The organism is Streptomyces sp. CB01635 (assembly GCF_002803065.1).
Taxonomy (GTDB): domain Bacteria; phylum Actinomycetota; class Actinomycetes; order Streptomycetales; family Streptomycetaceae; genus Streptomyces.
The window spans coordinates 726,438-740,422 of sequence record NZ_NNBL01000002.1; the positions used below are offsets into that span (position 1 = coordinate 726,438).

Genomic DNA, 13,985 nt, shown 5'->3' on the forward strand with positions numbered 1-13,985 from the left:
CATGGCAACGCTTGAAATCAAGGACCTGCACGTCACCGTCGAGGCCGACAACTCCACCAAGGAGATCCTCAAGGGCGTCGACCTGACCGTGAAGCAGGGCGAGACGCACGCCATCATGGGCCCGAACGGCTCCGGCAAGTCGACCCTCGCCTACTCCATCGCGGGTCACCCCAAGTACACGATCACCCAGGGCACCGTCACCCTCGACGGCGAGGACGTCCTCGAGATGTCCGTCGACGAGCGCGCCCGCGCCGGCATGTTCCTCGCCATGCAGTACCCGGTCGAGGTCCCCGGCGTCTCGGTCTCCAACTTCCTGCGCACCTCGGCCACCGCGATCCGCGGCGAGGCCCCCAAGCTGCGCACGTGGGTCAAGGAGGTCAAGACCGCGATGGAGCAGCTCCAGATGGACCCTGCCTTCGCCGAGCGCAACGTGAACGAGGGCTTCTCCGGCGGCGAGAAGAAGCGCCACGAGATCCTCCAGATGGAGCTCCTCAAGCCGAAGATCGCGATCCTCGACGAGACCGACTCCGGCCTCGACGTCGACGCGCTGCGCCAGGTCTCCGAGGGCGTCAACCGCGTCCGCGAGACCGGCGAGGTCGGCACCCTGCTGATCACGCACTACACGCGCATCCTGCGCTACATCAAGCCGGACTTCGTCCACGTCTTCTCGCAGGGCAGGATCGTCGAGTCCGGCGGCCCCGAGCTCGCCGACAAGCTCGAGGCCGAGGGCTACGAGGCATACACGAAGGGCGGCGCATCCGCGTGACACAGCTGCCGGGCCTCCTCGACACCGAGGCGATCCGCAAGGACTTCCCGATCCTCGACCGGGTACTTCACGACGGCAAGAAGCTCGTGTACCTGGACAACGCGGCGACCTCGCAGACGCCGCGCCAGGTCATCGACACGCTCAGTGAGTACTACGAGCAGCACAACGCCAACGTGCACCGGGGCGTGCACGTGCTCGCCGAGGAGGCCACGGCGCTGTACGAAGGTGCTCGTGACAAGGTCGCGGCCTTCATCAACGCACCGAGCCGCGACGAGGTCATCTTCACCAAGAACGCCTCCGAGTCGCTCAACCTCGTGGCGAACATGCTGGGCTGGGCCGACGAGCCCTACCGCGTGGACCACGAGACCGAGATCGTCATCACGGAGATGGAGCACCACTCCAACATCGTGCCGTGGCAGCTGCTCTCGCAGCGCACGGGCGCGAAGCTGCGGTGGTTCGGGCTGACCGACGACGGCCGCCTCGACCTCTCCAACATCGACGAGATCATCACCGAGAAGACGAAGATCGTCTCGTTTGTTCTCGTCTCCAACATCCTGGGCACGCTCAACCCGGTCGAGGCCATCGTGCGCCGCGCCCAGGAGGTCGGCGCGCTCGTCCTCATCGACGCGTCCCAGGCCGCCCCGCACATGGTGCTCGACGTGCAGGCGCTGCAGGCCGACTTCGTGGCCTTCACCGGCCACAAGATGTGCGGCCCGACGGGCATCGGCGTCCTGTGGGGACGCCAGGAGCTCCTCGAGGACCTGCCGCCCTTCCTGGGCGGCGGCGAGATGATCGAGACCGTCTCCATGCACTCGTCGACGTACGCGCCGGCGCCGCACAAGTTCGAGGCGGGCACGCCCCCGATCGCCCAGGCCGTCGGCCTCGGCGCGGCCGTGGACTACCTGACCTCGATCGGCATGGACAAGATCGCCCAGCATGAGCACGCGATCACCGAGTACGCGGTGAAGCGTCTCCTCGAGGTCCCGGACCTGCGGATCATCGGCCCCACCACGGCCGAGGACCGCGGCGCCGCGATCTCGTTCACGCTCGGTGACATCCACCCGCACGACGTGGGCCAGGTCCTGGACGAGGAAGGCATCGCGGTCCGCGTGGGTCACCACTGCGCCCGCCCCGTCTGCCTGCGCTACGGAATTCCTGCGACCACGCGAGCGTCGTTCTACCTGTACTCCACGCCCGGCGAGATCGACGCGCTGATCGACGGCCTGGAGCACGTACGGAACTTCTTCGGCTGAGGGGCTGGCTGGGAACGTGAAGCTGGATTCGATGTACCAGGACGTCATCCTGGACCACTACAAGCACCCGCACGGGCGCGGTCTGCGCGATGGCGACGCCGAGGTGCACCACGTCAATCCGACGTGCGGCGACGAGATCACGCTGCGCGTGAAGTACGACGGCTCGACGATCAGTGACGTCTCGTACGAGGGCCAGGGCTGCTCGATCAGCCAGGCTTCGGCCTCTGTTCTGAACGAGCTGCTCGTCGGCAAGGACCTGGCCGAGGCGCAGAAGATCCAGGAAACCTTTCTGGAGCTGATGCAGTCGCGGGGCAGGATCGAGCCCGACGACGCGATGGAGGAGGTGCTGGAGGACGCGGTCGCGTTCGCCGGTGTCTCCAAGTACCCGGCCCGTGTGAAGTGCGCCCTCCTGAGCTGGATGGCGTGGAAGGACGCGACGGCCCAGGCGCTGGACGGCGCGGAAAGGAAGACGGCATGAGCGAGACTGTGACCACGAAGCCGGCGTCCGAGGAAGAGGTCCGCGAGGCCCTCTACGACGTCGTCGACCCCGAGCTGGGCATCGACGTCGTCAACCTCGGCCTGATCTACGGCATCCACATCGACGACGCCAACATCGCCACGATCGACATGACGCTCACGTCCGCGGCCTGCCCGCTGACCGACGTCATCGAGGACCAGGCGAAGTCGGCCACTGACGGCATCGTGAACGAGCTCCGGATCAACTGGGTCTGGATGCCGCCGTGGGGCCCGGACAAGATCACCGACGAGGGTCGCGAGCAGCTGCGTGCGCTCGGCTTCAACGTCTGATCGCTCCCTCCGGTTCGTCACACCCGTACGGCCCCCTGTGCTCCCGGCACGGGGGGCCGTGCTGTCTGGTGTTCGCTCCCGGGTCGCGGTGCGTACGCCTGTAGTTGGCCCACGTGGCCGAAGGTTCTCGTCGACACCCGCCCGATGAGAGGCCCTCATGCAGCACTTCCTTCCCACGTCCCGCCGCAGAGCCGTCGCCGTCACGGGCGGAGTGCTCACGCTGGCCCTCGCGGGGCTCAACAGCCCGGCGGGCGCGGCGAGTTACGGGACGCCGACGATCGCACTCTCCGCCTCGTACGTCTCCGGGGCGGTCGGCGCCACGGGTGACCCCGTCGTGACCGTCACCGTCGGCCAGAGCGGCGCCGACGCGTCGGCGCTGGCCGTGGCCGCGTCCGCGAGCAGCAAGTCGTCCGTCGCCGGCACCGGGAACGTCACCGTCACCGGGTCGGGCGCCACCCGGCAGGTGTCCGTCGCCGCGCAGGGCCGTGGCTACACCGACCTCACCCTCAAGGTGACCGGCGTGGACGGCAAGACCGCCACCAAGACGCTGCACTACGCCGCTTCGGCCGCCGTGCAACAGGGCCCCGACACCCGCTACTTCACGGGTTCCAGCGACGCGTCCGCCGCTGTCGACGCGGGCGGCGGCTACGTCCTCGTCGCCGACGACGAGTCCAACGTCCTGCGCCTCTACAGCGGTTCGGTCTCCGGCGCGCCCGTGAAGACCTGGGACTTCAGCTCGCAGCTCGGGGTGACCAAGGAGGTCGACATCGAGGGCGCCACGCGCGTCGGCGACACGATCTACTGGACCGGGTCCCTCGGCAACAACAAGGACGGCGAGTACAAGACCCCCCGGAACACGGTCTTCACGACCACTGTGAGCGGCAGCGGGGCCGCGACGCAGCTGTCGTACGGCAAGGCGTACAAGAAGCTGCGGGACGACCTGGTCGCGTGGGACGAGGCGAACGGGGACCGCTACGGGTTCGCCGCCGGCACCGAGGACGGGCAGGTGCCCAAGCAGGTCGACGGGTTCAACGTCGAGGGCCTCGAATTCGCGCCCGGGTCGACCAGCACCGCGTACATCGGGTTCCGCGCGCCGCTCGTGCCGCCGGAGGACGGGGGCAAGGCGCTCATCGTGCCCGTCACCAACTTCGACAAGGTCGTGGCCAGCGGGACGAAGCCCGTGTTCGGGACGCCCGTCGAGCTGGACCTCGGCGGGCTCTCCGTGCGCGACATCCGCAAGAACGCCGCGAACCAGTACCTGATCGTGGCCGGCAGCTGGGCCGCCGACGACAACTCCGACCCGTACGCCCTGTACCAGTGGGACGGCGTCGCGGGACACGCGCCGGTCAAGCGGATGGACCTGCCGACGAGCGACCCCGGCGGCTGGGAGGCCGTGGTGAGCGTGCCCGACCTGACGCAGTCCGGCGCCCGCGCGCAGCTCCTGACCGACAACGGCTCCGCCGACCTCTACGGCGACGGCACCGAGGCCAAGGACCTCACGCACCCGGAGTGGAAGAAGTCCAGGGCCGCCTGGTTCGGCGTCACCGACTAGTCCGCGGGCGTGGAGCGGGCCTGCCCGTGCAGGCCCGCTTTTCTGGTGTCAGGTCCTCGACCGGAAGCTAGGCGTCGGACCGGGAGGCGAGCTCCAGGGTGTGGGCGAGGCCCTCCCTGCGGATGCGCTGGTCGATGTAGAGCAGCGCGGTGACCAGCGGCAGGAACACCGAACTCACCAGCTGCACCAGCAGGTTGGCGATCATGGACAGGGCCATGACGAAGCCCAGCTGCGGCAGCATCGCCTCGAACACGTCGGACGCGCTCTGACCCGGCTCGTACGCCTGCGGCGTCGTGTCGGGCATCGCGATCTGGAGCGGCACCCGCACCGCGAGCGACACCACCATCATGATCGCGCCGGCCAGCAGGGAGATGCCGAACGTGCGCCACCAGGCGCCCCGCACGAGCCGCGCCGAGCGGCGCAGCGCCTGGATCGGCCCGGCCTCCTCGAGCGTGGCGGCCGCCGGGCCGAACATGAACAGGACGTAGACCCAGACCACGAGCGGCGCCGTCACCGCCATGAGCAGGAACAGCACGCCGACCGGCGCGAGCGACTGCGTGAGCAGCATGACGAAGATCGACACGAAGAACGCCACGGCCAGGCCCGCCGGAATCAGCGCGATCAGGCCCATCAGCAGGCCCACGCCGAGCACGGAAGGCGTGCGGGACCAGGCGCGCCGCCACACCGCCCCGAAGCGTGCGGGACGGCCGAGCACCGCCTCGCGCAGCACCACGGTGCACGCGGACTGGATGAACGCCGTGCCGGCCGTGAGCGCCAGCATGCCGACGGCCCACACCACGCCGAACGCGGTGAAAACCGGCCGCGCGTGGCTCCACTCGAACTCGGTGTGCCGGTCCAGGAGCGCCCGCACGTCGTCCGAGACGGCCGCGTAGGCGAGCGCCAGCGCCCCCGCCACGAGCGCGGCGAGCACCACGTACACGATGAGGACGGTGCCGAACAGCGGCTTCGCGTGGCGGCGCATCGTCGTGAAGGCACCGCCGAGTATCCGGTCGGCGCCGAGCGGGGCGAGCGGGATGACGCCGGGCTGCGGCGGGGGCGGCGGCCACGCACCCCAGCCGTAACCGCCAGGTCCGTATCCAGGCCCGTATCCGGGCCCCTGGCCAGGGCCCTGTCCCCACATGTCCGTCATCTCGCCGCACTCCCAGGAGTAGTTCGTCCCTGTGGCCCCCCACAGTGATCGCGACACGATAGCCCGACCGTGCTATGTACGCCCGTACACAACGTTGCGTACACTCGTACACATGGGATATGTACTGCTCTCCGGCGCCATCATGGCGGAAGTGGCCGCCACCACCGCCATGAAGTACAGCGAGGGATTCAGCAGGCTCTGGCCCTCCCTGATCACCGTCTCCGGCTATCTGATCGCGTTCGCGCTGCTCGCCCAGACGCTGAAGACCGTGCAGGTCGGGACCGCGTACGCGATCTGGGCCGGCGTCGGCACGGCCGTCATCGCCGGGATAGGGATGCTCTTCCTCGGCGAGGCGATGACCGCGGCCCGGCTCGCGGGGATCGCCCTGGTCATCGGCGGCGTGGTGCTGCTCAACCTGGGCGGCGCCCACTGATGGCGCGGCGCTACGACCCCGAGCGGCGGCAGCGCATCATCGACGCCGCGATCCGGGTGGTGGGTGAGAAAGGCATCGGAGGACTCAGCCACCGCAGCGTCGCTGCCGAGGCCGATGTGCCGCTCGGCTCGACGACGTACCACTTCAAGACCCTCGACGAACTGCTGGTCGCCGCGCTTCGCCAGACCAATGAAGGGTTCGCGAAGGTCGTGGCGGGCAGCGACGTCTTCGAGGCGCCACGTTCCGGGCTCGCCGCCGGGCTCGCCGCGGTCCTCGGCGAGTGGCTCGCCGGTGAACGCACCGCCGTCGAGCTCGAGTACGAGCTGTATCTCGCCGCCCTGCGCAGGCCCGCGCTGCGGCCCGTCGCCGCCGAGTGGTGCGCAGGTGTCGCCGACGAGCTCGCGCGCCGCACCGACCCGGTCACGGCCCGCGCGCTCGTCGCCCTGATGGACGGAATCTGCCTCCAGGTGCTGCTCACGGACGCCGTCTACGAGGAGGAGTACGCGCGCGACATGCTCGCGCGGGTCATCGACGGGGCGCCCGGCGAGGACGCGGACGGTGCCGCGGCCGACCGGCCGGGGGAGCGCGGCGCGCCCGGTACCTGAGACACCGGCCGTACCGGTTCGCCCCCGCGGCGCACCTCCGGTTAGGTTTCACCCATGTCTGACTCTCCCGCCAGCACCACCGCTCAGCGCACCACCGGCGCCGTCGCCGCAGGCATCGCCACTCTCACCGCCGACGGCACGGTCCTCGACACCTGGTTCCCCGCCCCGTCCCTCCAGGACGAGCCGGGCCCGGCCGGCACCGAGCGGCTCTCCGCCGAGCGCGCCGCCGAACTGCTCGGCGAGGGCGCCGCGAAGGCCATCGGCACCGACGCCCGCCGCGGTGTGGAGACCGTCGCCGTGCGCACGGTCATCGCCTCGCTCGACGACAAGCCGCTCGACGCGCACGACGCGTACCTGCGCCTCCACCTGCTCTCCCACCGGCTGGTCAAGCCGCACGGGCAGAACCTGGACGGCGTCTTCGGCCTCCTCGCCAACGTCGCCTGGACCTCGCTCGGCCCGGTCGCCGTCGACGACGTCGAGAAGGTCCGCCTCAACGCCCGCGCCGAGGGCCTGCACCTCTCCGTGACGTCCATCGACAAGTTCCCCCGCATGACGGACTACGTGGCGCCGAAGGGCGTCCGCATCGCCGACGCCGACCGCGTCCGGCTCGGCGCGCACCTCGCCGAGGGCACGACCGTCATGCACGAGGGCTTCGTCAACTTCAACGCCGGCACGCTCGGCACGTCGATGGTCGAGGGCCGCATCTCCGCCGGCGTCGTCGTCGGCAACGGCTCCGACATCGGCGGCGGCGCCTCCACCATGGGCACGCTCTCCGGCGGCGGCAACGTCCGCATCACGATCGGCGAGCGCTGCCTCGTCGGCGCGGAGGCGGGCGTCGGCATCGCCCTCGGCGACGAGTGCGTCGTCGAGGCCGGCCTGTACGTCACCGCCGGCACGCGCGTCACGATGCCCGACGGCGAGATCGTCAAGGCCCGCGACCTGTCCGGCGCCTCGAACATCCTCTTCCGACGCAACTCGGTCTCCGGCGCCGTCGAGGCCCGCCCGAACAACGCGGTGTGGGGCGGCCTGAACGAGGTTCTGCACAGCCACAACTGATCACAGGCGGCCGTGACTTGCGGCCGCCTGATCGATCAATGCTCTGACCTGCCGCTGAGCTGTCGGCGGTTGTCGACGTTGGTCATCGTTGAGCGCCCTCCACGGCCCCATGAAAGCCCGGGAGGGCGCTCGCGCGTTGTAGGGAGAAAGCTGCCTTGTAAGTTCTGCCCGGCGGGGCCTGCGGCGGCGCGGCGCGGCGGCCCGGACGTCCCCGTCGGTCACCTCGGGATGCCACTGTCCTCCACTTCCCTGCCGATACTCCATGCGGGTGGTGTGGGCCTTTGGGGCGTCACCCTCGAAGAGGGACGGCGTCAGGGGGGACGTCATGGCTCGGGCCTGGCCGCCGACCGCTGACCTGTGGAACTGCGCAGACTTCTGCTCAAGATGCTGGAGAGGGTATGTGCTACTAGCGTGATACGTGTGAGAGTCGCAACCGGGGCACGCCCTGGGCGGCAAGTTCCGGAAGGGCCGGAACCAATGAGCGGCGAGACGTGCTCCCGCGTCGAGCTGTGACCTCTGCGAACCGCACCGTATGTGTTGCATGCGCTGTGGCCACCCGCCTTCGATCTTCGGTGGCGGAAGGAAAGGTAGAGACTCATGCGAGCACCTCATATCAAGCGTTCCCTCGCTGTAGCCGCCGCCGGTGTGATGCTGGCTGGTGGCGCCGCAGTTGGCGCCGCAGGGGCGGCTGCGGCCGCCCCTGCCCACGCGACCTCCGCGGCCAGCCACTCCAACGACCGGTGCGGCTGGTGGGATGACTGCTACGGGTACGGCTATGGCAACGGGTACGGCTATGGCAACGGGTACGGATACGGCTACGACAGCGGGTACGGCAACGGCTACGGCTACGGCAACGGGTACGGCGGCGTAGCCATTGTCGTGGTGGGCGGCTACGTCGGCTACTGAGCCGACTCACGCTGCTGATTGCCTGACCTACCTGCTACAACATCAGAACAGCCACAACTGACGCACCCCGCAACCGAAGTGGCCCGCACCGGCATCCGGTGCGGGCCACTCGCGTCATCCCGCGCACAATGTCCCGCGCATTTCTTGCGCACGCAGGCATAGCGAGGGGGCACAGCGCGCGTCACAAGGAACAGCAGGGGGGCAGCAGGGCCGCCCGACGGGGAAGAGAAGGTGAAGATGGATGCGGGCAGGGAAGCACCAGCGGGGTATGCCGGGCAGACGGCGGGCGAGGCGGGCGCGGATCGCTGGGACAGCTTCCGCGAGTTCGTGGCGAGCAGGTCATCCGCGCTCCTGAGGACCGCGGTGCTCCTCAGCGGGGGCGACCGGCACGCCGCCGAGGACCTGCTCCAGAACGCGCTGATCAAGGCGGCCGGACGCTGGCACCGGATCGACGAACCGGAGGCCTACGTACGGAAGATCCTCTACCGCCAGCAGATCAGCAGATGGCGCCTGAAGTGGCGCGGACGGGAACTGACCGTCGCCGAGCCGCCGGAGAGTCGTACAGGGGTCGACTCTTCCCACGCCGCCGACCTGCGCATCGTGATGCGCACCGCGCTCGCCAGGCTCACCGCCCGGCAGCGCACCGTACTCGTCCTGCGCTACTTCGAGGACCTGCCCGAGGCGGACGTCGCCCGCCTGCTCGGCTGTTCGGTGGGGACTGTGCGCTCGACCACGCACCGCTCGCTCGCCAAGCTGCGCAGCCTCGCGCCCGAACTCGCCGCGCTCGGTCCGGCCGACGCCGAAGGCCTGCCGTCCCGTGACTTCTCGCCCATGGAGGTGCGTCCGTGAACGTCGATGAACTGCTCCGTGACGCACTGCACGAACAGGCCACCGACAGCGCGTCCGTGCCGTCCGGCTTCGCCGACCGGGTGCTCGCCGTGCGGCACCGCCGCCGGGTCCGCACCATCGCGGGCGCCGCGGTCGCCACGGCGGCGGTCGTCGCCACCGCAGTTGCCGTGCCCGTCCTGAACTCGGGCGGCCAGGACGTACGCCCCGCTAGCCAGATGAACCAGAGCGACATCATCGCCCACCCGGACCAGTCACCGCCGCGGGACCTCATCGCGGCGGGGGACTCGGCGCTGGCCGCGTTCTCCACATACAAGACGGTCAAGCAGCCGAACCGGGACGCCGTCATGGAGCGCACCTACGGGCTGCTCAACCAGAAGACCGGCAAGTACGACAGGACCACGCGGTGGTCGTGGGTCGAGGTGGCGCCCGGGATGCGGACGGCCGCCGTCCTGGAGAAGCGGCTGCCCGTCGACCGCATCGGCCTGCTCGACCTGATGACCGGCAAGGTGGAGCGGTGGATCGAGCTCGACAAGGGCGTGGCCGGGGTGGAGTTCTCGCCGGACGGCAGGAAGCTCCTCGCCACGACGTACGCCAAGAACCCCGACCACCTCTACTGGTCGCACAAGATGAACGTGAACGGCAAGGACGAGCCGGGGCCGGTCGCCAGCCGGACCGGGTTCACCGTCGTCGACGTCGCCTCCGGCAAGGCGGACTGGCACGAACGGCCTTTCTGGAAGGACAAGATGGGCTGGTCGCCGAACGCGCGCGCCGACCTCCGGTTCAGCCACGACGGCAAGCTCGTCTACGAGCAGATCCCGATGGCGCCGGACCGGATCTACTACGACCTGAACGGCCGCAAGGTGGCCACACCCGCCGTGGAGAAGCACGTGTCGTGGGCGGAGGCGGGGCTCTCGCCGGACGGCAAGCTCATCGGCGGTGAGTTCGCCGGCGAGGGCAACGAGATCGCCTCGGCGATCGTCGACCCCCTCAGCGGCAGGATGGTCACCAAGGTGCCGGGGCAGCAACTGCTCGCCTGGGCCGACAACAAGCGGCTCATCGCCTGGGGCTGCGATCCCAAGAAGTGCAGCGGCAAGGGCGAGTTCCACAACCAGCTGCTCCTGCTCACCATCGGCAGCGACAAGGTCGTCCAGCTCAGCGACTTCCGCAAGGCGTCCGACGACTACCCGGGCCGCTGGACACCGCAGTTCGCTACGCGCTGACGCAGGATGCGTCTGTCCGGCCTGAGCCTTCCCGGGGGCTGTCCCCCGGGAAGGCTCAGCACCACGCGTTGACGAAGCTCTCGTACGCGGTCAGCAGCCCGTCGGTCACCTCGTGGCCGGCGGGCCGCAGTGGTGCGCGGACCGGGCCGGCAGGCAGGCCGAGCGCGCCGAGCAGCGCCTTCGCGGTGACCGTGCCCGGCAGGCCGGACGCCATGATCAACTCCACGAGCGGCGCCGCCAGTTGCTGGCGCCGGGCCGCCTCCCGGGTGTCGCCCGCGTCGAAGGTGTCCAGGACGGCCCGCAGCGCGCGCGGCGCCACGTTCGCGACCGTCGACACGAAGCCCGCCCCGCCCACCGCGTACAGCGGAAGCGCGAACTCCTCGCAGCCCGCGTAGTACGCGAGACCGGTCGCGCCGAGCACCTTCTGCGTGCCGAGCATGTCGTACGCGCAGTCCTTGACGGCCACGATCCGGGGGTGGGACGCCAGCCGGATCAGGGTGTCCGGTTCGATGCGCGTGCCGGTGCGGCCCGGGATGTCGTACAGCATCACCGGAAGCCCCGACGCGTCCGCGATCTCGCGGAAGTGCGCCTCCAGGGCGTCCTGCGGAGGGCGGCTGTAGTACGGGCTGACGACCAACAGGCCGTCCGCGCCCGCCTTTTCGGCACCGGCCGCCAGTTCCACGGTGTGCCGCGTGTCCGCGGTGCCGATGCCCGCGACGACCGGGACCCGCTCCCCGACCGCGTCCTTCACGGCCCGCACGAGCGCCGCCTTCTCCGCGTCCGACGTCGTCGGGGACTCGCCGGTGGTGCCGGACAGGACCAGACCCTCACAGCCCTCGGCCACCAGATGGGCCGCCAGGCGCTGCGCGCCGTCCAGGTCCAGGGCGCCGTCGTCGGCGAACGGCGTGACCATGGCGCACAGTGCGCGGCCGAAGGGCGGGTGCGGGGAGTTCGCGAGGCTCATAGGTGCAGTCTCGGCGCCCCGACCGTGCAGCTCCACTTAATTCTTCTACGAGGTAGTGGCAAGTCTTGCTTAGCAGTCGAGGGTGCGTGGCCGAGTTCCGACGGGATATTGGCCGAGGGGCGACCTTCAGGAAATGCGCCTGGATTCCGAGTTATCAGGGAGAAGTTGCATGTATGCGTAGACATATATAGAACGTATAAGGATCCCGTGGTGCGTGACATCGTCCTGGCTCTCGCCGTTCCCCTGCTGATCTGTGCGAGTGGCGTCTACGCCGCGTGTGACGGCTGGTGGCGCCGCAGGCACCCCGCGCCGGCCCCGCACTCACATGCCGGGCGCCGCCTCGCCGCCGAACGGGCGGTGGCCGACGCGGAGGCGATCGTGGCCGACCGGTACGCGATCCTCGCCGAGGCGGAGCGCAGCGCCGCGCGGCTCGGGGGGCAGCAGTAGGGCGGGGCGTCCACTTCCTGTCGGTGAGTGGACGCCCCGCCCTTGTGCGTTCCTATGCTCAGTGCTCAGTGCTCAGTGCTCAGTGCTCAGTGCTCAGTGCTCAGTGCTCAGCGCTTGCCGATGCTGTTGAAGAGCGAGCGCGACCAGACGTAGCCGAGTACGGCCAGCGCCACGCACCAGGCCACGGCCAGCCACCCGTTGTTGCCGATCTCGGTGCCGAGCAGCAGTCCGCGCACCGTCTCGATGGCCGGGGTGAACGGCTGGTACTCGGCGATCGGCTGGAACCAGCCCGGCATCGCGTCGACCGGCACGAAGGCGCTGGACAGGAGCGGCAGGACCATCAGCGGCATGGCGTTGTTGCTGGCCGCCTCGGCGTTCGGGCTGGAGAGGCCCATCCCGACCGCGATCCACGTGAGCGCCAGGGAGACGAGCGCCAGCAGTCCGACCGCGAGGATCCACTCCAGGACGGTGGCGTCAGTGGCGCGGAACCCGATCGCCACGGCGACGGCCCCGACGAGCACCACGCTCATCACGCATTGCAGCACGCTCCCGACGACGTGCCCGATGAGCACCGACCCGCGGTGGATCGACATCGTACGGAAGCGGGCGATGATGCCCTCGGTCATGTCCATGGAGACGGACACCGCGCTGCCGATCGTGGTGCCGCCGATGGTCAGCATCAGGATGCCCGGGACGAGATAGGCGATGTACGCGGAGCGGTCCGCACCGCCGCCGCTGATGCCCGCGCTCATCACGTCCCCGAAGATGTAGACGAAGAGCAGCAGCAGCACGACCGGCGTGAGCAGCAGATTCAGCGTCATGGAGGGGTAGCGCCGCGCGTGCAGGAGGTTGCGGCGCAGCATCGTGGACGAGTCGCGCACGGCGAGGGACAGGGAGCTCATCGGGCATCCTCCTTGGGCTGGTTCGGCTGGGCGGGCACGCCGGCGCCGCCGGTCAGGGCGAAGAACACGTCGTCGAGGTCGGGGGTGTGCACGGTCAGCTCGTCCGCCTCGATGGCGGCGGCGTCCAGCCAGTCGAGGATGGAGCGCAGCTCGCGCTGGCTGCCGTCGCTGGGGAGCTGCAGCGCGAGGGCCTCGTCGTCCCGGTGGGCCTCGCGCAGGGAGAGGGCGGCGGCCTGGTAGGCGTCCGGGTCGGTGAAGCGGAGCCGGATGTGTCCGCCGGGGATGAGGCGCTTGAGTTCCTCGGCGGTGCCTTCGGCGGCGATCTTGCCGTCGTTGAGTACGGCGATCCGGTCGGCGAGCTCGTCGGCCTCATCCAGGTACTGGGTGGTGAGGAAGACGGTGACGCCGTCGGAGACCAGCTCGCGGATGATGCCCCACATGTTGTGACGGGCGCGCGGGTCGAGGCCGGTGGTGGGCTCGTCGAGGAAGATGATCCGCGGGTTGCCGACCAGCGTCATGGCGATGTCCAGTCGACGCTTCATGCCGCCGGAGTAGGTGGAGGCGGGCTTCGATGCGGCGTCGGTCAGGTCGAACCGCTCCAGCAACTCGGCCGCGACCCGCCGCCCCTCACGCTTGGACAGGTGGTGCAGGTCCGCCATGAGGAACATGTTCTCCTCGCCGGTGATCAGCCCGTCGACGGCGGAGAACTGCCCGGTCACGCCGATCGCGGCACGCACGCCTTCCGGCGAAGTGGCGACGTCGTGGCCCGCGACCTGGGCCTGGCCACCGTCGGCGGAGATGAGCGTGGACAGGATCTGCACGGCGGTGGTCTTGCCCGCGCCGTTCGGCCCGAGCAGGGCGAACACGGTGCCGGCCGGGATGTGCAGGTCGATGCCGTCGAGGACGGTCTTGTCGCCGTACGACTTGCGCAGATCGGCGGTGGAGACGGCGGCGGGCGGTTGCTGGCCGTTGCCCAAGTTGGGCGTGGGCATGACAGACGAAGACATGGAGCCCTCCCGATCGAAGGCGTGGTGGCGGTGGGGTGGTGAGCCGTGAAGTGGCCGGTGGTGTAAGG

At 69.8% G+C, this 13,985-nt stretch carries 16 protein-coding genes; 12 read left to right on the top strand and 4 right to left on the bottom strand.

Going from position 1 to position 13,985, the window contains the following annotated elements:
• Position 1: 1 nt before the first annotated feature.
• The 5 genes from sufC to CG723_RS07355 all read left to right on the top strand — a co-directional run bounded on the left by sufC (position 2) and on the right by CG723_RS07355 (position 4,378).
• Entirely contained in the window at positions 2-766 is a 765-nt protein-coding gene (gene sufC, locus CG723_RS07335; RefSeq protein ID WP_100592409.1) for a Fe-S cluster assembly ATPase SufC, read from the top strand.
• A complete protein-coding gene (locus CG723_RS07340) occupies positions 763-2,019 on the top strand; it encodes a cysteine desulfurase (protein ID WP_100592410.1) in 1,257 nt (418 codons plus the stop codon). Before sufC ends, CG723_RS07340 begins: the two co-directional genes overlap by 4 nt.
• 16 nt (positions 2,020-2,035) lie before the next feature.
• Positions 2,036-2,497 carry a Fe-S cluster assembly sulfur transfer protein SufU gene (sufU, locus tag CG723_RS07345; protein ID WP_100592411.1) on the top strand — a complete coding sequence of 154 codons (462 nt, stop codon included), beginning with the start codon at positions 2,036-2,038 and terminating at the stop codon, positions 2,495-2,497.
• Positions 2,494-2,826: a metal-sulfur cluster assembly factor gene (locus CG723_RS07350; RefSeq protein WP_100592412.1), complete on the top strand. Its 333-nt coding sequence runs from the start codon at positions 2,494-2,496 to the stop codon at positions 2,824-2,826. The genes sufU and CG723_RS07350 overlap by 4 nt, the downstream gene beginning before the upstream one ends.
• A 157-nt stretch (positions 2,827-2,983) precedes the next feature.
• Positions 2,984-4,378 carry a hypothetical protein gene (locus CG723_RS07355; protein ID WP_100592413.1) on the top strand — a complete coding sequence of 465 codons (1,395 nt, stop codon included), beginning with the start codon at positions 2,984-2,986 and terminating at the stop codon, positions 4,376-4,378.
• A 67-nt stretch (positions 4,379-4,445) separates the two neighbouring features.
• Here the strand turns inward: CG723_RS07355 and CG723_RS07360 are convergent, their stop codons facing one another.
• Entirely contained in the window at positions 4,446-5,528 is a 1,083-nt protein-coding gene (locus CG723_RS07360) for a DUF7847 domain-containing protein (RefSeq protein WP_159032395.1), read from the bottom strand.
• A gap of 112 nt (positions 5,529-5,640) precedes the next feature.
• Here CG723_RS07360 and CG723_RS07365 point away from each other — a divergent pair, with 112 nt between their 5' ends.
• The 6 genes from CG723_RS07365 to CG723_RS07390 all read left to right on the top strand — a co-directional run bounded on the left by CG723_RS07365 (position 5,641) and on the right by CG723_RS07390 (position 10,597).
• Positions 5,641-5,961, top strand: a complete 321-nt coding sequence (locus CG723_RS07365; protein WP_100592415.1) for a DMT family transporter — start codon at positions 5,641-5,643, stop codon at positions 5,959-5,961.
• Complete coding sequence (locus CG723_RS07370) at positions 5,961-6,566, top strand: TetR/AcrR family transcriptional regulator (protein ID WP_100592416.1); 606 nt, start codon at positions 5,961-5,963, stop codon at positions 6,564-6,566. The genes CG723_RS07365 and CG723_RS07370 overlap by 1 nt, the downstream gene beginning before the upstream one ends.
• 54 nt (positions 6,567-6,620) lie before the next feature.
• Complete coding sequence (gene dapD / locus CG723_RS07375; RefSeq protein ID WP_100592417.1) at positions 6,621-7,622, top strand: 2,3,4,5-tetrahydropyridine-2,6-dicarboxylate N-succinyltransferase; 1,002 nt, start codon at positions 6,621-6,623, stop codon at positions 7,620-7,622.
• Positions 7,623-8,219: 597 nt separating this feature from the next.
• Positions 8,220-8,528, top strand: coding sequence for a hypothetical protein (locus CG723_RS07380; RefSeq protein ID WP_199841679.1), 309 nt, complete (start codon positions 8,220-8,222; stop codon positions 8,526-8,528).
• A gap of 237 nt (positions 8,529-8,765) precedes the next feature.
• Complete coding sequence (locus CG723_RS07385; RefSeq protein WP_100592615.1) at positions 8,766-9,377, top strand: SigE family RNA polymerase sigma factor; 612 nt, start codon at positions 8,766-8,768, stop codon at positions 9,375-9,377.
• A complete protein-coding gene (locus CG723_RS07390) occupies positions 9,374-10,597 on the top strand; it encodes a hypothetical protein (protein ID WP_100592418.1) in 1,224 nt (407 codons plus the stop codon). Before CG723_RS07385 ends, CG723_RS07390 begins: the two co-directional genes overlap by 4 nt.
• Positions 10,598-10,652: 55 nt before the next feature.
• On the opposite strand, the gene dapA is transcribed toward CG723_RS07390, so the two are convergent.
• Positions 10,653-11,561, bottom strand: a complete 909-nt coding sequence (gene dapA, locus CG723_RS07395; RefSeq protein WP_199841680.1) for a 4-hydroxy-tetrahydrodipicolinate synthase — start codon at positions 11,559-11,561, stop codon at positions 10,653-10,655.
• Between the two features lie 210 nt (positions 11,562-11,771).
• Between dapA and CG723_RS07400 the strand changes: the two genes are divergently transcribed.
• Positions 11,772-12,008: a hypothetical protein gene (locus CG723_RS07400; protein ID WP_100592420.1), complete on the top strand. Its 237-nt coding sequence runs from the start codon at positions 11,772-11,774 to the stop codon at positions 12,006-12,008.
• Positions 12,009-12,115: 107 nt separating this feature from the next.
• On the opposite strand, the gene CG723_RS07405 is transcribed toward CG723_RS07400, so the two are convergent.
• Positions 12,116-12,910 carry an ABC transporter permease gene (locus CG723_RS07405; RefSeq protein ID WP_100592421.1) on the bottom strand — a complete coding sequence of 265 codons (795 nt, stop codon included), beginning with the start codon at positions 12,908-12,910 and terminating at the stop codon, positions 12,116-12,118.
• Positions 12,907-13,917, bottom strand: coding sequence for an ATP-binding cassette domain-containing protein (locus CG723_RS07410; RefSeq protein WP_199841681.1), 1,011 nt, complete (start codon positions 13,915-13,917; stop codon positions 12,907-12,909). The genes CG723_RS07405 and CG723_RS07410 overlap by 4 nt, the downstream gene beginning before the upstream one ends.
• Positions 13,918-13,985 lie beyond the last annotated feature (68 nt).